The sequence below is a fragment of the Ensifer meliloti genome (assembly GCF_030064585.1).
Classification (GTDB): Bacteria; Pseudomonadota; Alphaproteobacteria; order Rhizobiales; family Rhizobiaceae; genus Sinorhizobium; species Sinorhizobium meliloti.
The window spans coordinates 3223486-3245233 of the sequence record NZ_CP120365.1 but is presented as its reverse complement, the minus strand read 5'-3'; the positions used below and the strand labels follow the sequence as shown (position 1 = coordinate 3245233).

Annotated in this window: 18 protein-coding genes, 1 pseudogene and 1 riboswitch; of the genes and pseudogenes, 12 read left to right on the top strand and 7 right to left on the bottom strand. The window is 64.2% G+C overall.

From position 1 onward, the window contains the following. Positions 1–4 precede the first annotated feature (4 nt). The 7 genes from PZL22_RS22455 (at position 5) to PZL22_RS22425 (ending at position 7544) form a co-directional block, all read left to right on the top strand. A complete protein-coding gene (locus tag PZL22_RS22455) occupies positions 5–973 on the top strand; it encodes a zinc-dependent alcohol dehydrogenase family protein (protein ID WP_003535813.1) in 969 nt (322 codons plus the stop codon). A 62-nt stretch (positions 974–1035) separates the two neighbouring features. Further along, positions 1036–1965 (top strand): histone deacetylase family protein, encoded by a 930-nt coding sequence (locus PZL22_RS22450; protein WP_003535812.1) that lies wholly within the window; start codon positions 1036–1038, stop codon positions 1963–1965. 3 nt (positions 1966–1968) lie between these two features. After that, positions 1969–2220 carry an exodeoxyribonuclease VII small subunit gene (locus PZL22_RS22445; RefSeq protein WP_003535810.1) on the top strand — a complete coding sequence of 84 codons (252 nt, stop codon included), beginning with the start codon at positions 1969–1971 and terminating at the stop codon, positions 2218–2220. A gap of 216 nt (positions 2221–2436) precedes the next feature. Further along, positions 2437–3360, top strand: a complete 924-nt coding sequence (locus tag PZL22_RS22440) for a pirin family protein (protein WP_003535807.1) — start codon at positions 2437–2439, stop codon at positions 3358–3360. 220 nt (positions 3361–3580) lie between these two features. Then, a complete protein-coding gene (gene dxs / locus PZL22_RS22435; protein ID WP_164817865.1) occupies positions 3581–5494 on the top strand; it encodes a 1-deoxy-D-xylulose-5-phosphate synthase in 1914 nt (637 codons plus the stop codon). Between the two features lie 50 nt (positions 5495–5544). Beyond that, positions 5545–6300 carry a TlyA family RNA methyltransferase gene (locus PZL22_RS22430; RefSeq protein WP_033049272.1) on the top strand — a complete coding sequence of 252 codons (756 nt, stop codon included), beginning with the start codon at positions 5545–5547 and terminating at the stop codon, positions 6298–6300. Further along, the gene (locus PZL22_RS22425; protein ID WP_284718567.1) at positions 6297–7544 is read left to right on the top strand and encodes a class I SAM-dependent RNA methyltransferase; all 1248 of its coding nucleotides are present in this window, start codon (positions 6297–6299) and stop codon (positions 7542–7544) included. The genes PZL22_RS22430 and PZL22_RS22425 overlap by 4 nt, the downstream gene beginning before the upstream one ends. 81 nt (positions 7545–7625) lie before the next feature. On the opposite strand, the gene mcpU is transcribed toward PZL22_RS22425, so the two are convergent. Next, entirely contained in the window at positions 7626–9722 is a 2097-nt protein-coding gene (gene mcpU / locus PZL22_RS22420) for a methyl-accepting chemotaxis protein McpU (RefSeq protein WP_033049271.1), read from the bottom strand. On the opposite strand from mcpU, the gene PZL22_RS22415 reads away from it, so the two are divergent. Continuing rightward, entirely contained in the window at positions 9715–9954 is a 240-nt protein-coding gene (locus tag PZL22_RS22415) for a hypothetical protein (RefSeq protein WP_017265910.1), read from the top strand. The genes mcpU and PZL22_RS22415 overlap by 8 nt on opposite strands. Positions 9955–10005: 51 nt before the next feature. Here the strand turns inward: PZL22_RS22415 and PZL22_RS22410 are convergent, their stop codons facing one another. Together PZL22_RS22410 and PZL22_RS22405 are read right to left on the bottom strand one after the other, a co-directional pair. Further along, positions 10006–10758 (bottom strand): crotonase/enoyl-CoA hydratase family protein, encoded by a 753-nt coding sequence (locus tag PZL22_RS22410; protein ID WP_003535799.1) that lies wholly within the window; start codon positions 10756–10758, stop codon positions 10006–10008. Positions 10759–10767: 9 nt separating this feature from the next. Then, a complete protein-coding gene (locus PZL22_RS22405; RefSeq protein ID WP_003535798.1) occupies positions 10768–12549 on the bottom strand; it encodes an acyl-CoA dehydrogenase family protein in 1782 nt (593 codons plus the stop codon). Between the two features lie 177 nt (positions 12550–12726). Here PZL22_RS22405 and PZL22_RS22400 point away from each other — a divergent pair, with 177 nt between their 5' ends. Then, positions 12727–13716 (top strand): transporter, encoded by a 990-nt coding sequence (locus PZL22_RS22400; protein ID WP_003535796.1) that lies wholly within the window; start codon positions 12727–12729, stop codon positions 13714–13716. A gap of 484 nt (positions 13717–14200) precedes the next feature. On the opposite strand, the pseudogene PZL22_RS22395 reads toward PZL22_RS22400, so the two are convergent. Further along, positions 14201–15291: pseudogene (locus tag PZL22_RS22395) on the bottom strand (IS630 family transposase). Between the two features lie 61 nt (positions 15292–15352). Continuing rightward, the gene (locus tag PZL22_RS22390; RefSeq protein WP_015007264.1) at positions 15353–15772 is read right to left on the bottom strand and encodes a BA14K family protein; all 420 of its coding nucleotides are present in this window, start codon (positions 15770–15772) and stop codon (positions 15353–15355) included. Positions 15773–16031: 259 nt separating this feature from the next. Here PZL22_RS22390 and PZL22_RS22385 point away from each other — a divergent pair, with 259 nt between their 5' ends. Next, on the top strand, positions 16032–17093 hold the full coding sequence (locus tag PZL22_RS22385) for a glycoside hydrolase family 25 protein (protein ID WP_003533333.1): 1062 nt from the start codon (positions 16032–16034) through the stop codon (positions 17091–17093). Position 17094: 1 nt separating this feature from the next. On the opposite strand, the gene PZL22_RS22380 is transcribed toward PZL22_RS22385, so the two are convergent. After that, entirely contained in the window at positions 17095–18195 is a 1101-nt protein-coding gene (locus PZL22_RS22380; protein WP_015007262.1) for an FAD-binding oxidoreductase, read from the bottom strand. Continuing rightward, entirely contained in the window at positions 18192–19436 is a 1245-nt protein-coding gene (locus tag PZL22_RS22375; RefSeq protein ID WP_003533331.1) for an aromatic ring-hydroxylating oxygenase subunit alpha, read from the bottom strand. The genes PZL22_RS22380 and PZL22_RS22375 overlap by 4 nt, the downstream gene beginning before the upstream one ends. A 114-nt stretch (positions 19437–19550) precedes the next feature. Next, positions 19551–19753, bottom strand: a riboswitch (cobalamin riboswitch). A gap of 320 nt (positions 19754–20073) precedes the next feature. On the opposite strand from PZL22_RS22375, the gene PZL22_RS22370 reads away from it, so the two are divergent. Beyond that, positions 20074–20667, top strand: a complete 594-nt coding sequence (locus tag PZL22_RS22370) for a DUF6656 family protein (protein ID WP_003533330.1) — start codon at positions 20074–20076, stop codon at positions 20665–20667. Positions 20668–20732: 65 nt separating this feature from the next. Then, positions 20733–21707, top strand: a complete 975-nt coding sequence (locus PZL22_RS22365) for an L-threonylcarbamoyladenylate synthase (RefSeq protein ID WP_003533321.1) — start codon at positions 20733–20735, stop codon at positions 21705–21707. The last annotated feature ends 41 nt before the right edge of the window (positions 21708–21748 follow it).

Sequence of the window (21748 nt, the reverse complement as noted above, 5' to 3'; positions counted from 1 at the left end):
CCCGATGCGCTCCACACTCGTTAGACAGTTTGGCGACCCCGGACAAGTCATCGAGCTCGTCGACGCACCCCGCCCTGCCCCAGGCGCGAGCGAAGTCGAGGTCGAGATATCGCTCGCGGCAATCAATCCTTCGGACCTGATCCCCGTTTCGGGCGCCTACAGCGCGCGCACCGCCCTGCCTTTCGTCCCCGGCTTCGAGGGCGTCGGCATCGTCAGGCGCGTCGGGCCGGACGTGCAAGGTTTCAAGGCCGGAGACCGGGTCGTCCCGATCGGCGCGAGCGGGCTTTGGCAGCAATTCCTCCTCCGTCCGGCCGAGTGGTGCTTTCACGTGCCGGACGGGATCGAGGACGCACAGGCGGCGATGAGCTATGTCAATCCGCTAACGGCGTTGAGGCTTGCCGAAGCGCTGCGGGAGCATTTCGGATCGCTCGAGGGCATGGATGTCGGCATGACCGCGGCGGGATCGGCCATCGGCGGCATGCTGATGAAGCTGCTTGCGCTCGAAGGCGCGGTGCCGACGGCCATGCTTCGCAGCGACAGAAGCCGCGGCCGTCTCGGCGAGACACACCGGATCCTGGTGGCCGACAGCGGCGACGGCCTTATGGGCAGCCAATTCGATGCGGTGTTGGATGCCCTCGGCGGCACGCTGGCGGGCGAACTGATCGGGCGGTCCATCCGCCCCGGCGGGACCTTCATCCAGTATGGAGCGCTCAGCGGCGCACCCGTGCCGCAGACGGCGATCAGCGGCCGGCCGGACATACGCTTCACGTTTCTTTGGCTGAGAACCTGGGTGCATTCCGCCGGCCGGGAGGCACTCGAAGCCGCTTTCCTGCGCAGCTTCGCCGGACTGCAGAGCGGCCTCTTTACCAGCCCTATTGCCGCCGCCTACCCCTTGAGCCGGCTTGCCGACGCCCTTGCGCATCAGGCCGACCCGCGTCGCGACGGCAAGATCCTGCTCGATCCGCGCTGTTGAAAATCGGCAGTTTCGCGTCGCCCACCATGGATTTTGACAGGCATGCGCACTAGTTTCGCCGGATGACCACGCATCTCTACGAAAACCCGGTCTTCCTGAAGCACGAGGTCCCGGAAGGGCACCCCGAGCGGCCGGATCGGCTGAAGGCCTTGAATCTTGCGTTGGAGCATCCGAATTTTGCGGATCTCGAGCGGGTCGAGGCATCGAAGGGTGACGAAAATCTGGTGTTGCTCGCCCACACCGAAGAGCACCTGCTGGGGATCAAGCGGGACATTCCGGACGAGGACATCAACCAGATCGAGTCCGATACCTATGCAAGCCCGCAAAGCCTCGAGGCCGCATTGACCGGTATCGGCGGTGCTGTGGCGGCCGTCGACGCGGTCTTCGCCGGCGAAGCGGACAATGCCTTCGTGGCAGCCCGCCCGCCCGGCCACCACGCCGAGAAAAACAGGGCCATGGGCTTCTGCTTTTTCAACAATGTAGCGATCGCCGCGCGCTACGCGCAGACGGCGCATGGTGCGGAACGTGTTGCCATTGTCGACTGGGACGTCCACCACGGCAACGGCACACAGGACATTTTCTGGGACGACCCGTCGGTGCTCTTCTGCTCCACGCATCAGATACCGCTCTATCCCGGCACCGGTGCCAAGGACGAGACGGGCGTCAGGAACAATGTCGTCAATGCGCCGATTTCGCCCAACAGCGGCAGCGAGCATTTCCGCGATGCCTTCCGATCGCGCGTGCTGCCCGCGCTTGAAAATTTCCGGCCCGATTTCCTTCTGATTTCCGCCGGCTTCGACGCCCACCACCGCGATCCATTGGCCCAGATCAATCTCGTCGGCGAAGATTTCGACTGGGCGACGGGTCGCCTCCTAGACGTTGCCGGCAGGAGCGCCGGAAACCGCATCGTCAGCCTGCTCGAAGGCGGTTATGACCTGCAAGGGCTCGCCGAGTCGGCCGGCCTGCATATTCTGAGATTGATGAGAGGGTAATTCATGAACAACAATGCGCAACCGGACGTTTCCGCCCTCTCCTTCGAGCAGGCCGTCGAGGAATTGGAACGTATCGTTTCGGCGCTTGAACGCGGCGACGTCGCACTCGACAAATCGATCGAGATCTACGAGCGCGGCGAGGCCCTGAAGAAGCACTGCGAGGCCCTGTTGAAGGCGGCAGAGGATCGTATCGAAAAGATCCGCCTCGACCGCGCCGGCCGGCCGCAGGGAGTCGAGCCGCTCGACGCGGAGTAGCCTTCATTCCAGGCGAGATTCGCCCCCTCATCCGGCCTGCCGGCCACCTTCTCCCCGCGGGCGGGGCGAAGGGACAAGCGGCACGCATCGGTGCAAAAGTCCCTCTCTCCGCTTGCGGGACTCGGAACAGGAAACGCTCCGTCTCCCGATTGCCGCTACCGAACCGGAAGCACTGAGGGTAATCTTCAGCCAATGCCATCAACCGGAGCGCCTGCCATGTCCTTCTTTCCCGGTCCCGATCCGCTCGCCGGAGACAAGCCCGCCTGCGACGCAATCGAGCATCTGATCATCCCGCGCACCAGCGATATCGGCGGCCTGCAGGTCAGGCGGGCGCTGCCGACCGCGAAACGCCGGCTCGTCGGTCCTTTCATCTTCTTCGACCGGATGGGCCCGGCGCTGCTGCGTGCCGGCCAGGCGATCGACGTCCGCCCGCATCCGCATATCGGCCTTTCGACCGTCACCTACCTGTTCGACGGCGAGATCAAGCACCGCGACAGCCTCGGCACCGAAATGGTCATTCGCCCGGGCGACGTGAACCTGATGACCGCCGGGCGCGGCATCGTGCATTCGGAGCGCTCGCCGGAAAACCAGCGCGGGCACGAACGCTCGCTTTCAGGACTGCAGACCTGGCTGGCGCTGCCCGACGCCATGGAGGAGATCGATCCGGTCTTCGCGCACACCGAGGAGCGTATGCTGCCGCATCTTGCCGACGGCGGGGTTCGCGCGCGCGTCGTCATCGGCCAGTTCGAAGGGGCGGCTTCGCCCGTTTCCACCTTTACCGATACGATCTATGTCGACCTCATGATCGAGCCCGGCAAGAGCGCGCCTTTCGCGGCCAACTGGGAAGAGCGGGCGCTCTACATCCTTTCCGGCGAAGCGATCATCGCCGGCGATCATTTCGACAACAATCAGCTCCTCGTATTTCGTCCCGGCGACGAAATCACCATCACCGCAGGGCCTGCAGGCTGTCATGTGATGCTCTTCGGCGGGGCAGCGCTCGGCTCGCCGCGGCATATCTGGTGGAATTTCGTTTCCTCCTCCAAGGAGCGGATCGACAAGGCAAAGGAAGAATGGCGCACGGGACGCTTCGATATCGTTCCGGGAGACGAGGAAGAGTTCATACCCTTGCCCGCAAGCTGATCTCCGTCAAGCTCGCTTTCAGGCGTTGGATCGCGGTGCGGCGGAAAACCGCGCAGGTTTTCCTCATCCCGCTCTTGGTTGAAGCCGCAGGAAAGCCTAATTTTGCATTCAACGGCGATTACCTCTAATAAAGAGCCGTTCCGACGACCCATCAACAATGCGCGCGCCTGTCTCCGGCGCGCATGAGGCATGCAGCGTGACACAACTGCCAACCAACCCGATGCCGGCAACTCCCCTGCTCGATAAGGTCGAATATCCCGACGATCTGAAGAAGATCGACGACAGGGATCTGCCGCAGCTGGCGGCCGAATTGCGTGCCGAGATGGTCGATGCCGTGTCGCGCACCGGGGGGCACCTGGGCGCGGGCCTCGGCGTCGTCGAACTGACGATCGCAATCCACAAGATCTTCGACACGCCGCATGACCGTCTGATCTTCGATGTCGGACACCAGTGCTATCCGCACAAGATCCTGACCGGCCGGCGTGATCGCATCCGCACCTTGCGCCAGGAAGACGGGCTCTCGGGTTTCACCCGGCGGGCGGAAAGCGAATACGACCCCTTCGGCGCAGCACATTCCTCCACCTCGATCTCGGCCGGTCTCGGCATGGCTGTCGCCGCCGAACTCGACGGCAAGAGCCGCAATGTGATCGCGGTGATCGGCGATGGCGCGATGTCGGCCGGGATGGCCTTCGAAGCGCTCAACAATGCCGGCGCGCTCGATGCGCGCCTCATCGTCATTCTCAACGACAACGACATGTCGATCGCACCGCCGACCGGCGCGATGAGCGCCTATCTGGCGCGACTCGCCTCCGGGCGGACCTATATGGGCATTCGCGAGGTCGGCAAGAAACTCACCGCTTATCTCGGCAAGACCGTCGACCGGGCGATCACCCGCGCGGTGGAGCATGCCCGGGGCTATGTCACCGGCGGCACGCTCTTCGAGGAGATGGGTTTCTACCATATCGGCCCGATCGACGGACACTCCTTCGACCACCTGCTTCCGGTCCTGCGCAACGTTCGCGACAATGCGAAAGGCCCCGTCCTGATCCATGTGGTCACGCAGAAGGGCAAGGGCTATCCGCCGGCCGAAGCCGCGGCCGACAAGTATCACGGCGTCAACAAATTCGACGTGATTACCGGGGCTCAGGCGAAAGCCAAACCCAACGCCCCCGCCTATACCTCCGTCTTCGCGGACGCGCTCACGCAGGAGGCGAGCCTCGACGACAAGATCGTCGCGATCACCGCCGCCATGCCGTCCGGGACGGGCCTCGACAAGTTCGCGTCGGTGCATCCCTCGCGCTGCTTCGATGTCGGCATAGCCGAGCAGCATGCCGTGACCTTCGCGGCCGGCCTTGCGGCGGAGGGATACAAGCCTTTTGCGGCGCTTTATTCCACCTTCCTGCAGCGCGCCTATGACCAGGTTGTCCACGACGTGGCCATCCAGGGTCTGCCGGTCCGCTTTCCGATCGACCGCGCCGGTTTCGTCGGCGCCGACGGGCCGACCCATGCCGGCTCCTTCGACACGACCTATCTGGCGACACTGCCGGGCTTCGTCGTCATGGCGGCGGCCGACGAGGCGGAACTGAAGCATATGGTGCGCACCGCCGCGGCCTACGACGAGGGTCCGATTTCGTTCCGCTATCCGCGCGGCGAGGGCGTCGGCGTCGAGCTGCCGGAGCGCGGCGAGATCCTTGCGATCGGCAAGGGCCGGATCGTCAAGCAAGGGAACAAGGTGGCGCTGCTTTCCTTCGGCACACGGCTCGCCGACTGTCTGCTGGCGGCGGAAGACCTGGATGCGGCCGGCCTCTCGACGACCGTCGCCGACGCCCGCTTCGCCAAGCCGCTCGATCATGATCTGATACGCCAGCTTGCCCGCCATCACGAGGTTCTGATCACCATCGAGGAAGGGGCGGTCGGCGGTTTCGCAAGCCACGTCCTGCAGTTCCTGGCGGAAGAAGGCCTCATCGACGGCGGCCTCAAAGTGCGCCCCATGGTGATGCCCGACATCTGGATGGAGCAGGCAAAGCCGGAGGCGATGTATGCCCGTGCCGGGCTCGACCGTGCCGGCATCGTGTCCACCGTCTTCAAGGCGCTCGGCCAGAAGCACGGCGTCGGCCTCGGCGCCGCCGGCTGAGCCGCCAAGAGTTCGCTTGCATTGCGCGGCGGGACGCGCGATGACGGCCCATGTCCCAAGATACACAGATGACGATCCGCCTCGATCAATTGCTCCTGAACAGGGGCCTGGTGGCCAGCCGCGCCCGCGCCCGTGACGCGATCCAGCGGGGAACCGTGAAGGTCGACGGCCGCACCGTGACCAAGCCGGCTTCGACCTTCGCGCAAGGCGTGACGCTCACCATTGACGATCCGGCGCAGGATTATGTTTCGCGTGCGGCACTGAAACTCGTCGCGGCGCTCGATCATTTCGGCCTCGATCCATCGGAGCAGACCTGTCTCGACGTCGGGGCTTCGACCGGCGGCTTTACCGAGGTGCTGCTGAAGCGCGGCGCCGCGCATGTGGTCGCCGTCGATGTCGGCCACGGTCAGATCCATCCGCGCGTCGCCGAAGACCCGCGCGTGACGAATATCGAGGGCTTGAACGCCCGGTCCATGACGCGCGGCGACATCAATGAGCGCGCCATCACTTTCATCGTCTCGGACGTCTCCTTCATCTCGCTGAAGCTGGCGCTGCCGCCGGCCCTCGGCCTGGCGGAACCGGGCGCCTGTTGCATCCTGCTCGTCAAGCCGCAGTTCGAGGCCGGCCGCGATGCGATCAGCAAGGCCGGGCTGCTGAAGGATCCGGAGAGCGCTCCGGCGGTGGCAGCCGAACTCGAGCGGTGGCTTGTCGAGGACATGGGCTGGCGAAGCCTCGGCCTGATCCCCTCGCCCATTGCCGGCGGTGACGGCAACAGCGAATTTCTTCTGGCGGGGCGCAAGCCATGAGCACCGGGACCGTGACCATCTATCGACTCGGCGCCCAAGGCGACGGCGTCGCTCGGACGGAAGCCGGGCCCGTCTTTGCACCGTTCACGCTCCCCGGCGAAACCGTCTCGCTCGCGGTCAACAAGGCGAACGGGACGCTGATCTCGCTGAAGGAGGCTTCCCCGGAGCGGGTGGAGCCGCCATGCCGGCATTTCGGGCCGGACGGCGTCAACGGGACGTGCGGCGGCTGCACGCTGCAGCACGCATCCGACGCGCTCTACCACGCCTTCAAGCGCAATCTCGTCATCGACGCCTTGAGCTCGAAAGGGCTGACGCCGGAAGTCGGAGCACTCATCATCGCACGGCCCGGCGATCGCCGCCGCGCCGCTTTCACCGCCCGGCGGACGGAAAAGGAACTGCTGCTCGGCTATAACCAGATGCAGAGCCATCACATCGTTTCGATCGGCGAATGTCCCATCACCAGCCCGGGCATCGTCTCGCGGCTGGTGACCATCCGCAAGATCGCCGCGGCCATGGCGTCGAGCGCCGAACCATTCCGTATCACCGTGCTCGAAACCGATACCGGCCTCGATCTCGCCTTCGAGGGACTGAAGCTCAGCGACCCGCAGCGGCGCTCGGCCGTCGATGCCGTTCTTGGCGAGCGGGGTATCGCGCGCGTCAGCTTGAATGGCGAAATCGTCGTCGAGCCGCTCAAGCCTGCGATCGATTTCGACGGCGTGACGGTTTCGCCGCCGCCCGGCGCCTTTACCCAGGCGACGCGGCCCGCCGAGGACGCCATGGCGAAGCTGGTGTTGGCTCACGTCGGCAAGGCGAAGCGCGTTGCCGACCTCTTCGCCGGCATCGGCACTTTTGCGCTGAGGATTGCACGAACGGCACGCGTTCACGCGGTGGAAGGCGAGGACAGGGCGGTGAGGGCGCTGGATTTCGCCGCACGCAACACCCAGGGACTGAAGCCGGTGACCGCCGAGAAGCGCGATCTTTTCCGCCGGCCAATGATGGCGCAGGAATTGAAAGCCTTCGACGCCGTGGTCTTCGACCCGCCCCGCGCCGGCGCCGAAACGCAAAGTCACGAGCTTGCCCGATCCGGCGTGAAGAAGATCGCCGCCGTCTCCTGCAATCCGGTGACGCTCGCGAGGGACCTTTCGATACTGACCGCAGCCGGTTATCGCATTACGGGGGTGACGCCGATCGACCAGTTCCTCTGGTCGGCCCATGTGGAAACGGTAGCGACGCTCGAAAAGTGAAAAAGGCCCGGTGACGAACCGGGCCTTGTTAGTTTTACGATTCCAGCCGGAAACCGCTGCACATTTTTCTTGGAATTGCCGTCAGGCTGCGCGGCGGCGGCTCGTGGCCTGGTAAGAGGCCGCTTGCGTCTCGCCCAGTATAAACTGGGCGAGCAGCGCGTTGAGCGCCGCTGCCTCGGATGCGAGACCGTGACTGGCAGCCGTCTGCTGCTCGACCATGGCGGCATTCTGCTGGGTGCCCTGGTCCATCGTGTTGACGGCCGTGTTGATCTCCTGGAGACCGGTCGACTGCTCGCGCGTCGCCGTTACGATCGCGCTTACATGCTTGTTGATCTCCTGCACCTCCGCGACGATCGCCTGCAGCGCCCGTCCGGTATCACCGACCAGCGTCACGCCGGAATGCACCTGCTCGCCCGAGGTGGTGATCAGCGCCTTGATTTCCTTGGCGGCATTGGCCGAGCGTTGGGCGAGTTCGCGCACTTCCTGGGCGACGACAGCGAAACCCTTGCCCGCCTCGCCGGCCCGTGCCGCTTCGACGCCGGCATTGAGCGCCAGGAGATTGGTCTGGAAGGCGATGTCGTCGATGACGCCGATGATGTTCGAGATTTCTCCGGACGATTTCTCGATGGCGTGCATGGCCTCGACCGCATTCTGCACCACCTCGCCGGACTTCTCCGCACCGGCACGGGTGCGGGCGACCAGCGCACCGACTTCCTCGGCCCGGTGGGCGGAATCGCGGACGGTGGTGGTGATCTCCTCGAGCGCAGCGGCCGTTTCTTCGACGGATGCCGCCTGCTGTTCGGTGCGGCGTGCGAGGTCGTCGGCGGCCGAGCGAATCTCCGTCGCGCCCGCGTCGATCGCGCGGGCATTGGCGCCCACTGCGCAAAGCGTGTCGTGCAGCTTGGCGACCGAGTTGTTGAAGTCTTCCCGGAGGCGATCCAGGCGGTCAGCAAAGGGACTGCCGATCCGATAGGCGAGATCGCCGTCGGCCAGCCGTCCGAGACCCGTCGCCAGCGCATCGACCGCATGCTGAACCTCGGCGGCATCGCGGGTCTTCTGCGCCTCGCGCTCGAGACGCTCGCGCTCCGAAAGCGAACGGTTGGAATCGGCCTCGTCTTCGAGGCGCTTCCGTTCGACCGCATTGGCACGGAAAACGGCGACGGCCGCCGCCATCGACCCGATCTGGTCGCGCCGCTCCTCTCCCGGGATCGTAACGTCGAGACTGCCGGCTGCGAGCTTCTCCATGGCACCGGTCATGTCGGTTACCGGACGGATGACGAGGCGGCTCAGAAGCGTCGCGAGGAAGGCGATCATCGCGCCGACCGCCAGGATCGTGGCGATCGTCGCGGCGACGCGGAACTGGCTGATCGCCGAATAGGCGACATCCGCATCGAGCGCGAAGCCGACATACCACTCGACCGACGGAAGCCCCTTCACCGGCACGAAGCTCACGAGCATCGGCTTGCCGTCGAGCTCGGTGTGCATGATCCGGGCGCCGATCGCCGGCGTATCCACCGGGAAGGCGTCGGCGAGCGTCTTCGTCACGAGCTTGGCATTGGGATGAACCAGGATCTGACCATCCTTGTTGGCGAGGAACGCAAAGCCTTCGCCGCCGACATCGATGCCGTTGACCATGGAAACGAGGGCCTTGAGCGAGAAATCGCTGCCCGTCACACCGTAAAGCTTGCCCTCGTGCTTCACCGGTACGGCGGCGCTGATGATCAGGTCGCCGCTCGACGCGTCGACATAGGGTTCGGTGAGGACGCGCGCATCGGCCTTTACCGCCTGCTGATACCAGGGGCGCTGGCGCGGATCGTAACCGTCGGGCATCTTCGAATCCGGCCAGATCATGAACTGGCCGCTCTCGTTGCCGACATAGGTGGAGATGAATTCGCCGGTCAGCACGTCGTTCTTCAGGACGCTCCCGATGGCGGCTTCGTCAGCCACCTGGCCGGCAGCGTCCGCCGCCATCGCGGTCAGCGTCACACGGCCGTTCAGCCAGTTGGCGACGCTCTGCGCCGCCTGATTGCCGGAGGAAGCGATATCCTCCTCCACTGCTTTCGTGGTGGTGGCGCGCTGGAGACTGTCGATATAGACGGAAAAGCCTGCAAAGGCGCCGACGACGACGCAGGACGCGGCAACGAGAATGCGCGTCATGAGATTCGATCGTTTGGACAAGGTGGGGCTCCCTGAAAGAGGCGGCATCGCCGCCGGGGATGAGCTCGTGATGATCTTCCCGGGCGCGACGGATCGGCCGCTGAGCGACTTGAAGGACGGCGGGAAAACGATGGGACATGCCGCAAAGGCGGAGCCGGCAATGCTTCATGCGGCCGGGGGCCTCGCGTGCCGCAAAATTCCTGCGGCGCCGAAGGAGACCTACTGCGGCTGGACGCTAGCGGGAGCTATTTAAGAAGCGATTAAAATTGCTCCATGAACGTCGCAATGGCCGGAAGCGACCGCCCTACCGGCGCATGAAGGCTTCGAACGCGGCGCGCGCCTCGGCGCTTTTCAATTGCGCGGCAAAATGCTTCGCCTCCTCCTCGATCCGGGCAAGCACATCGCTGCGGTCGCCGCGAATGAGGTCGCGGGCGATGCGCAGCGCTTCCGGCGGTTTTTTTGCGAGGCGCGCTGCAGCTGAAAGCGTCTCCTCCTCGACGGCGGTCTCTTCCACGATCTTCCAGATCAGCCCGGCCTCGCGCGCACCGGCGGCGTCAAGCGGCTCGCCGGCTGCAAGCAGGGCAAAGGCGCGCTGATGGCCCATGATGCGCGGAGCGATCAGGCTCGAGGCCGCTTCCGGAACGAGCGCCAGATCGACGAAGGGGGTCTTGAACACCGAGCGGGCGGAGGAGACCGTCAGGTCGCAATGGAGGTGGATGGTCGTTCCGATGCCGATCGCCAGTCCGTCGACGCCGGAAACGATCGGTTTCGTCGCGCCGGCAAGCGCCCGCAGGAAATCCAGAACCTCGCCCCCCATGCTGCCCCCCATGGCGAAGGCGAGGAAGTCGGCCATGTCGTTGCCGGCCGAGAAGCACCCTTCCGTTCCGAGGAATGCCATCGCGCGAATGGCGGGATCCGTTCCGGCAGCGGTTAGCGCCTCCGTCATCCTGGCGTACATCTGGCGGGTGATGGCGTTCTTCTTCTCCGGCCGATTGAACCGGATGAGCTGAACGCCGGGATAGGCTTCCGGCCGTTCGACGAGCACGTGGTCGGTCATGAGGATTCCTCAGTCGAGTATGGAACGGGCAGCGGCAAGGCTCTCTGCGCCGTTGACGACGCGGTCCTTGAGCGCGCTCGTCTCCGAAAGCAGATTTTCCGCTGCGAAGCGGCAAAGTGCAACGCGCCGGTCCTGCCCCCCGTCACCGGCTTCGGCGAGCCCGCCCTTGGCGAGATAGACTCCGGTCAGCACGAGGCCGAACAGGCGTTGATAGGCGGTCGCGCCGGAGAGCGCCTCGGCGAGCTTTCCGTCGCGCAGCCTCGAAAGCAGCCAGTCAGTCGCCCCTTCGAGATCCGCAACCGCCGCATCGAGCCGTGCGGCCGTTTCGCCGAAGCCTTCCCTGTTCGACGCGGCGACGGCAGCGGCGACCTCCCGGAGTTCGGCGATGAAGCCGCGCACCTGTGCGCCATCGGAAAGCGGCAGCTTGCGGGTGACGAGGTCGATCGCCTGGATGCCGTTGGTGCCTTCGTAGATCGGCGCGATGCGGGCATCGCGAAGATAGCGCGCGGCCCCGGTCTCCTCGATGAAGCCCATGCCGCCATGGACCTGAATGCCCATCGACGCGACATCGACGCCGGCATCGGTGGCGAAGGCCTTGGCGATCGGCGTCAGCAGGCTCGAACGCTCCTGCCACTGGCGGGCGTCCTCCCCTTGCGCGGCATGCGCCATGTCGACGGCGTGGGCGCAGGCATAGGCGATGGCGCGCGACCCTTGGGTCAGCGCCTTCATCGTCAGCAGCGTGCGGGCAATATCCGGATGCTCGATGATCGGACTCATGCCGTCGCCGCTCCACCCGGGCGCGCGGCCCTGCGTGCGCTCCTTGGCATAGGCGATCGCCTTCTGGGTGGCGGCCTCCGCGATCGCGACGCCCTGCATCCCGACGGCAAGCCGCGCATTGTTCATCATCGTGAACATGCAGGCGAGACCCCGGTTTTCCTCGCCGACCAGATAGCCGATCGCCCCCTTCTCGCGGCCGAATTTCCCGTCGCCGTAGATCATGGTGCAGGTCGGCGATCCGTGGATGCCGAGCTTGTGCTCCAGCGAATGGCAGAAAACGTCGTTGCGCTCGCCAAGCGAACCATCCTCGTTGACGAGGAACTTCGGCACGAGAAACAGCGAAATGCCCTTCGTCCCGGCTGGCGCATCAGGTAGCCGCGCGAGTACCAGATGGACGATATTGTCGGTGAAATCGTGCTCGCCCCAGGTGATGAAGATCTTCTGCCCCCGGATGCGATAGGTGCCGTCGTCGCGGCGCTCTGCGCGGGTCTTGAGCACGCCGAGGTCCGAGCCGGCATGCGGCTCGGTCAGGTTCATGGTCCCCATCCATTCGCCCGACACCATCTTCGGCAGGAAGGTCGCCTTCAGAGCGTCGGTGCCGTGCTTCTCGAGCGCTTCGATGGCGCCCATGGTGAGCGTCGGCGCAAGTGCGAAGGCCATTGAGCCGCTGTTCCACATTTCCATGGCGGCGACGTGCAACATGTGCGGCAGGTTCTGCCCGCCGAAAGCTTCCGGAGCCGTCAGGCCGTTCCAGCCGCCGGCAATCCAGTTGCGGTAGAGTTCCCGCCAACCCTCCGGCGTCTTCACGGCGCCATCGACGAGCCGCGACCCCTGCCGGTCGCCCTCGTCGCCGAGCGGCGCCACCTCTTCCGAGGCGAAGCGCCCGGCCTCGCCGAGGATCGCGTCGACAAGGTCCTCGCCGAGTTCGCCGAACGTCCCGGCGTCGAGAGCCTCGGCCATGCCGGCAACATGCTTCAGGGTGAATGCGATCTCCTCGACCGGTGCCTTGTACATGGTGCTCCTCCCCTGCTTCCGCCGGCGCCTATTGGATGGGCGGCAGACTAGCTAATTTTACGTGAACGTCAACGTCACTCACCACATCCGGACGGCCACTGCGGCCGGGCAACTTTAACAAAACTGTCACGGGCCGCGAATAGAAGCCGTCTCGACCGATCCGGCCGAGGCACTGCGATGAATCTGATCTCACCCGATATACCGGGCCTCGTCTGGGCCTACCGGTTCGTACCGGGAGAAAGCCGGTGCCGGCGCATAGCCGCCGATTCGCCCGTCGAGAGCCTTGAGGCAGGCGAAGACTGGGTCTGGCTGCACCTCGCGCTCAGCGACGCACGCACACCGGCGCTGATCGAGCGCATCGGAAATCTCCCGCAGGAGGCAATCGCCACCCTGACGAGTCACGACACGCAGGCCGCGATCACGGTGGCGGACGACGTCGTGCACGGCACTCTGGTCGATTTCGAGCGGACATTCGATGCGGTGACGCAGACGATCGGCTGGCTTCATTTCGCCGTCAGCGACCGGATGATCATCACCACGCGCCTGCATCCGCTGAGAAGTGTCGATCGCGTGAAAGCGGCCGTGGAGAAGAGCGCCAGATGCCGCCGCCCTATCGACCTCTTCGAGATGCTCGTCATGGAGTTCCAGCGCACTCTGATCACGCTGGTGCTCGAGCTGACGGAGGAATTGAACGTCATAGAGGACCATGTCTATGGGGAGGCCGGGCACAGCAAGCAGCCGGGCCTGGCGCCATTGCGCCGGACCGTCGTGCGGCTGCACCGGCACCTGCGGACGGTGCTCGCCCTGTTGCGCCGGGCCGGAGCCCTGGAAGAGGACGAGGTACCGCCGGGCTTTATCGACGTAGCCGAGAGACTTTCGGATCGGCTGGAGGCCGTCGACCGCGATGTCTTCGCCCTCCAGGAACGCGCGAGGCTGCTGCACGAGGAAATCGACAGCAAGATTTCCTCGGAAACGAATCGTCACCTCTATATCCTCTCGCTGATGACCGCCTTCCTGCTGCCGCCAACGCTCGTCACCGGCTTCTTCGGCATGAACACCGGCGCACTCCCCTTTTCCGAGGGCAGCGGCACCGCTTTTGCGGGCATGCTCATTGCCTCGTCCATGGGCCTTGCCTGGATCGTCCTCAAGCGCATCGGCATTATCTGAGAGGCGACCTGCTCAGCTATAGGGCGAATAGCACTGCCGGCGGGGCCGTTGCCTTGGGGAGAAACCGGCTGGCTTCCAGTTTTGCGGTCCGCCGACGGCATCGTTTGGGAGGCGTGAAGGTCAAGCCGCTTGGCGTCTCCCCCCTTGTGGGGGAGATGGCCGGCAGGCCAGAGGGGGTTGAACGCCAAACTCTGCATGCCGCCGAAGACGAATTTGCCGCGAGGATACTGCGCTGCATTCCGAAGATGCGGTCATTACGACTGGGGCATGTAGTCCTGATGGGCGAGCGGGAGAGCAGACCCCCTCTGGCCTGCCGGCCATCTCCCCCACAAGGGGGAGAAATTTTGCGGCGGGCCCTCGCTCCCGCTTCTGCGTTCTGCCCGTGACATCCTTTTGGCATGCGAAGGTCGAACCGCTTATCGTCTCCCCCAAGGCAATGGTCCCGCGGGAGAGTCAGATGTGTATATGCCCTAGTCACCCGAATCTAAAGTTCGGCACATTGTTTTTGCTGGCTTTTCTGGCAGAAGCGTTTGACGGATGCGAGTATTTCGTTGGCGGATTTGACCCACTTGTAGGGCTTGGGGTTTTCGTTGTGCACCTCGATGAAGGCGGCGATGTCCGCCTCCAGATCAGCGGTGGAGCGATGGACGCCGCGTTGCAGTTGCTTGCGTGTCAGTTCGGCGAACCAGCGTTCCACCTGATTGATCCAGCTTGCTGAGGTCGGTGTGAAGTGGACATGCCAATGCGGGCGGCGCGCCAGCCAGGCCTTGATCTTGGGTGTCTTGTGGGTGGCATAGTTGTCCATGACGATATGCACGTCCGGCCCCTCCGGCATGTGCCGGTCGATCTGTTTGAGAAAGTCCAGGAACTCGGTCGCCCGGTGGCGCTTGTAGCATTTGCCGATCACGGCACCGGTCGCAATGTCGAGCGCAGCAAACAGTGATGTCGTGCCATGGCGGGTGTAGGTATGGGTTCGCCGCTCGGCGACACCCGGTGCCATCGGCAGCACCGGCTGCTCCCGATCCAGCGCCTGAATCTGGGATTTTTCGTCCACGCACAATACGATAGCCCGGTTCGGCGGCGAGAGGTAGAGCCCGACGATGTCGTGAACCTTGTCGACAAACAGCGGGTCGGTCGAAAGCTTGAACGTCTCACTCCGATGCGGTTGCAAGCCGAACGCGGCCCAGATCCGGCGGATGGTTGTGTGCGAAAGACCCATCTCGGCGGACATGCTGCGGATCGACCAGTGCGTGGCATCCTTCGGCGTGCTGTTCAGCGTGCGCTCAATCACCTCGGCTACCTGCGCGTCCGACACCGTGCGGGGCCGGCCAGGACGATATTCGTCGGTCAGGCCCTCGATCCGGTCCTTCACAAAACGCCGCCGCCACCGACAGTGTGCTCATGCACCCCGAGCTGCGCGCCGACCTCCTTGCTCTGAAGGCCCTCGGCGCAGAGCAGGATCATCCGGCACCGGTCCGACAGCGACCGCACCGCTTTGTGTCGTCGAACCTGCGCCTCCAGGAAGACTCGTTCTTCCGCGCTCAGAACAACCTCGTCCGCCACCCGGCCCACCATCGCATCATCCTTCAGAACTACTTTAATTAATGATACGAATTACAGTTCCGGGTGACTAGCTTCAGCTATAGGGCGAATAGCACTGCCGGCGGGGGCCGTTATAGGGTTGATAGCTGTTGTCGTAGGCCCTGTAAGAGCGATAGCGATCATAGCACCATTGGACATGCCGGCTGCCGTAGCGCACCGGCGGGCGAACGGCGGGACGGCGCTCGATCACGATGCCGGGTCGGAAGGCAGCGCCCGGGTACCACCAACCGCGGTAATAGCGATAGCCGGGGCGCTGGTAGCGGTAACCACGGTGACCGTTGTAGTAATAGAAGTCGCCATACCGGTAATAGCCACGCCTCGGCGCATACTGAACGTCCGTGACGGCGCTCTCGGCGGCAACCCGCGGGGGCAGAGGCGTGAAAGCCTGCGACGGCACCGCCGATGCCGCCAGCACGATCGCTGCAAGCGCGCCCGAAAGCCATTTGCGTGACATCATTTCCTCCTCGCATTCGATTTCGCGTACAACCGGCCCTTGCAGGGGCGATATACCAAGACTAGAGCAGAAATCGCCGGAAGCAACTGCTGCGCGCGGATGCAGCAATGGAAAAATCCCTCCGCCGGTACAATCCTGGGCGGAATCGGGCCGTCGACTTTGCCTCTTGAGGTCGGTGTACAGAAGTGTTCGCCTCGCGCAGATTGGGGCCGGGGCTGAGATTTACGACCTCTTAACGCTAAGTCGGCAATCTCAGAGAATGGAAAAGCGGGGAATCTCGATCATAGGGATGATCTTGCGCCTGGCGGTCCTCATGGGCCTGACCTTCGCGGCGGCGAACGCACGCGCTAGCGAAGTGGAGCCGTGGAAAGAGCGGCGGAACGCCATCATCGTCGACGCTTACGAGCTGAACAGCATCGACTGGGAAGCCATGCTGAAGGACAAGCGGATCGCGGGCTTCATCGCGAAGGCTTCCGACGGCCTGCCGGAAAGCTACACCTGTACCGGTGACCACGGCGGCGATACGGTTGCCCATTGCAGGACGATGTGGCGCAAATATGCGGTCAGCCGCGAACTCTATCAGACGCGCCGGATGCTCGCGCGCTCGCATGGTCTGCTCTGGGGCGCCTATCATCTGGCAAGGCCTGGCAACCCCGTCGATCAGGCGAACCACTTCATCGACTTTGCCGATCCGCGCGACGACGAGCTGATGGTGCTCGATATCGAAGGGATCGATCCGGAAAAATACATGTCGCTCGAAGACGCCGCGATCTTCGCCGGCCATGTGAAGGCCCGGACGGGGCGCTATCCCATCCTCTACACCAACCACGCAACCGCGAAACACATTGCCGCCAACCGCTTCAAGCATCGGCTTCTTTCGCGCCTTCCGCTCTGGTATGCGCGCTACAAGCCCGATATCCGTAAAGTCTTTCCGATGGGAAACTGGGACCGCTACGCGCTCTGGCAATTCTCCTCGGCGCATAATTGCGGAAAGAAGCGTTGCCCCTATCGGGTGCCCGGCACCCTCGACGATATAGACGTGAATGTCGCCGCGATGAGTGCATCGGCACTGAAGAGCGTCTGGCCTCATGGCGCGCTTCTTCCGGAGAAGCCGCCGGTGCTCACTGTTATCGCCTCGGCCACCGTCGGCACGATCCCGGCGCTGAACGCAAATGCGACGGCCACTCTTTCGCGGCCGCTCGTCATAAGCCGCGCCGAGGCGGAGAGCGGATCAGGAGCCGGCGCCGACGCGACGGTTACCGGCTCCATCGCCGTCAGGGCCGCCGAGGCACGCCTGCCCTACCAATCCGAGCGGCGTTAACTCAGGCCTCGATCTGGACGTCGCTTGTCGGCCGCGAACAGCAGGCGAGGATGTAGCCCTCCTCGATCTCGTCGTCGAGAATACCGCCATTGTGGTTCATCTCGACGTCGCCGGCGATCTTCAACACCCGGCACGTTCCGCAGATGCCGCCCTCGCAGGCGGCCCCGATCCTGACACCGTTGGCGCGGGCCGTCTGCAGGATCGTCTGGCCGGGAACGGCGGTCGCTTCCTTGCCGCTCATGGTAAAGGTCACCCGCGCCGCCCCGGCCCCGGCATCGGCGGTAGGCCCGGCCCGAATTGCAAGTTCCTCGGCCGCCGGCGCCGCGGCGGGCTGGAAACTCTCCTGGTGATAGCGGGCCATGTCGAAGCCCGCCGCTTCCAGCATTGCCCGAACATTGCCCATGAACGGCTCGGGCCCGCAGCAGAAGACGGTTCTTTCCAGGAAATCCGGTGCGAGCATCGGCAACTTCGCCGCGTCTATGCGCCCGCGCAGACCATGCCAGCCATGCCGCGCCTCATGCCCCTCCACGAGGAAGCCGAGATTGAGCCCCGGCATCTGACGGGCGAGAACTTCGAGCTCCGATCTGAAGAGGAGATCGTCCGGGCGCCGGGCGCAGGAAATGAAGGTGACATCCGTTTCCGGCGCGCAGTCGGCCATCCAGCGCGTCATCGACATCATCGGCGTGACGCCCGACCCCGCCGATATGAAGAGATATTTTTCACCGGGATGACGGACGAAGCTGAAGTCGCCGAGCGGCCCGAACGCCTTGAGCATCATACCCGGCTTCAGATTGTCGAACATCCAGCGGGTGCCGATGCTTCCCGGCTGCGCCTTGACCGTGACCGCGACCGAAAGCGGGCGCGATGGCGAGGATGACAGCGTATAGGTGCGCATCACCGGCTCGGCTGCGACGGGCAGTTCGAGTGTCACGAACTGCCCGGGCAGGTAGCGGAACCAGGCCGGCTTGTCGGAGCGGAAGGTGAAGGTCATCACGTCAGCGGTTTCGGCTACGGCCGACATGCACTCCAGCATGTGCTGACGGTCTCTCCAGGGATCGAGCTCGTCGAAATGGTGAAAGGAGCGAGGCATTTCCATGGTCATGCCACCCGCGAGAGATGCGCGGCCCCGCCCTGAAGGCGGTCCAGCATGAAGCTCGAATACCACTCGACGAACTGCATGACACCGCCCTCGTGTTCGGCGGAATAAGGACCCGGCTCATAGGCGGGCGAGCGAATTCCGAAGGCGTTTTCCTCAACGATCTGCCGGTCCTGATCGTTGGTCTCCGTCCAGACGTGCGTCAGTTCGTCTATCGTGTAGTCGACGCCCTCCACCGCATCCTTGTTGACCAGCCATTTGGTCGTAACCTCAGTCAGTTCCGGCCCGAGCGGCAGCACGCGGAAGGTGATCGCATGGTCGCCGAGAATGTGGTTCCAGGTCGTCGGATAATGGAAGAGGAGCAGCGTCCCGATGCCATCGGCGTCTACGCCGGTGGAGAGTTGCTTGCGGACAGCCTTCTGTCCGGACATCGTATAGCTCTCGGCGCCGTTGATCAGCGGCATTCTCGTCATGCGGAACTGGCCCGTGGGCGCGATCTTGAAGGCGCTCGGAAGGCCCGCCGCCTCGCATTTCTGCCAGTGGGCGCCGATTTCCGGATCGTTCATCGCCCCCTGGACACCGGTTACGGTCGGCGCTTCCGGATAGGTACGGCAGAGTTCCGGATGATTGGCGGCGCAGTGGTAACACTCGCGATTGTTCTCCCAGACCAGCTTCCAATTGCCCTTCTCGACGATGGTGCTCTCGAAGGCGACCTTCGTTTCCCCCAGGCGATGCGGCGCGAGATAGGCCGCGACCGTCTCGCGGAACGGCCGGAAGTCCATCGGGTGTTCGGCAAGACTGATGAAGATGTAACCGCCGACGGTCTCGCAGTGGATCGGCTTCAGACTGTGCTCGGCCGGGTCGAAGCCCTCGGGCATCTGCCGCGCGAAGAGCAGGCGGCCGTCGAGTTCGTAGGTCCACTGGTGGTAGGGACAGACGAGTTTGGCGGATGAGCCTTTGTGCTGCGTGCAGACGCGCGAGCCGCGATGGCGGCACGAATTGTGCAGTGCCCGGACCGCGCCCTGCCTGTCTCGAACGATAACGACCGGGTAATCGCCGACCTGCGCCGTGAAATAGTTCCCCGGCCGCGGGACTTCGCAATCATGGCCGATGAACAGCCAATCCTTGTACCAGATCTGCTCCAGGTCCTGACGGTAATAATCAGGATCGACGTAGAAGGCGCGGTCGAGGCTGTAGCCTTCGCGACGGGTCTTCAGCTTGCGCAGCATTTCGGTCTGAATTTCCATGCCCTTGTCCTCGTTTTTCCGCCGTTTCGGAGAGGCAGGACTGGAACCCGCGCCGGCCGCATGGACCCGCAACGCAATTGGCTCCGATCCGGCTGCCCGCCGCAACCAGCTACGGTCTATTTCTGCTTCAAGGCTGGTTTCCGGGCTCTGGAGCCGTCCGCAAGGGACCTGCCCGGCGCCTTCCCGGACGCGGTGTCCAGTGGCCTTCTGCCGTGGCTGTTCGCTCCACCACCGTTGCGGGGGCAGCGCCGGGATTTGACCGGCTTCCCAATTCTCCGCCCTCCCTTCGAGGCGGCACCTTGAGTGTCCTCATCTAAGCCTGAGGACCGGCCCGGCAACTGCCAATAGACGACATCCGATTCCAGAAAGACGACAGCCAGACGCGACACAAGCGGCACGAAGGCATGCAATATTATCCATAACAAACAAGGAAGTAGATGAATGCCTGCGCAGCTGGCGGATTTTTCGGCAGCGCCGTTCATGGCGCGAAGGCGAGTGGCCATTCTGCGACACGGCCCGCCAACACAAGGGTCTGATCGATGCCCGCCCGGTCATACCGGGACCAATTCGTTAACTGTGATGATTTAACGTTCGCCGCGATCAACCCGCTTGCGGACAGGATGGCGCGACGACGCCCATGGCAAAACTCCGATATTACGACGCTGCCGACAAGGCGGCCGCGCCGCCGAAAGCCAAGGCTCACACCGAGTTCCTGCGGACCGGCCGGATCGATAGACGCCGGTGGATGCCGAACGAGCGTCAGTATCTGAGTTATGCCGAGGTGGCGCAGCAGACGGCGCGGAAGCTGACGACAGCGGGCGAGACGACCCACAGGCGAATCAACGGGTTTCATGCCTCGATCCAGTTCCCGAAGATGGTTTTCCATCGCGCGCTCCCCAGCAGTCCGCATCTCGGCTATTGCCACGTGACCGCCGCGAAAACCTGCCTCGCCAATGGGCACGAGATCACCTGGTCCTTTTATTTCGCGAACTTCTTCTGCGAGCTCGGGAACGAGACCCATTTCTTCGACCGTATCCAGCCGGGCTACTCGCGCATGTATTTCGCCGTCGCGATCGAGCCCGACGCCAGCGAGGAACGGATCGTCGTCAACCGCAACGTGCGCGGCAACGGGCTGATTTTCCGGACGCAGGATCCGAAGGTGGCGCTGAAGAACGTGCTGATGCTCGGCGCACGCGACGAAGCCTTGCGCCGGATCGTTCGCAGCCTTTGACAAAGAAAATCGTTCTGTTTTTGCGGTCGCTCCGTTAAGGAAGCGACGGAAAGGATCAGAACGCCATGGCCGAAATCATCGACACGCGCACCGAACCTGAGCGGGCAATCGAGAAAGCCTGCGCGGTTCTATCGGACGGCGAACCGGTCGCGATCCCGACGGAGACCGTATACGGCCTTGCCGCCGATGCCACGACCCCCGATGCGATCAGCCGCATCTATGAGATGAAGGGGCGGCCGCGGTTCAATCCGCTGATTTGCCACGTCTGCGATCTGGCGATGGCAGAGGCGCATGTGACCTTCGATCCGGTTTCGAGACGTCTGGCCGAGGCCTTCTGGCCCGGCCCCCTCACGCTGATCCTGCCGCAGCGGCGGGAGAGCACCGTGCACACGCTCGCGTCCGCCGGTCTCGATACGCTCGGAATTCGCATGCCCGACGGCTTCTCGCGCCGGGTGATCGCCCGGTTCGGGCGGCCTTTGGCAGCGCCGAGCGCCAACACCTCGGGCAAGATCAGCCCCACCAGTGCGGCCCATGTGCAGGCGGATCTCGGTTCCAGGCTGAAGCTCATCCTCGACGCGGGCCCGGCCGCGATCGGCCTGGAATCGACCATCGTCAAGGTCGAGAACGGAAGGCTGCGGCTGCTGAGGCCCGGGGGGCTCGACGCGGCAGAGATCGAAGCGCTGACCGGGCTCGCCATCGAGCGCCCGGAGGCCGCCGGCGCTGTCATCGAGGCGCCCGGCATGCTCGCCTCGCATTACGCTCCCGGTGCCGCTGTGCGGCTCGATGCCGATGAGGTCCGAAAGGGAGAAGCCCTGATCCGTTTCGGCGGAGAGGCGCTTCCCGGTGAAGCCGATGCCGCGATCGTCCTGGATCTCAGTCCGGGCGGCAGCCTGCGGGAAGCCGCCGCAAATCTTTTCGACTATATGAAAAAAGCGGATGCCAGCGGCGCCGCGACCATCGCTTTCGGCCCGATCCCGAGCGAGGGGCTCGGCGAGGCGATAATCGACCGGCTGCAGCGCGCGGCCGCGCCGCGGGGCTGATGGCCATCGGCACGCTTGAAGCAACCACGTTGATCCGAGGC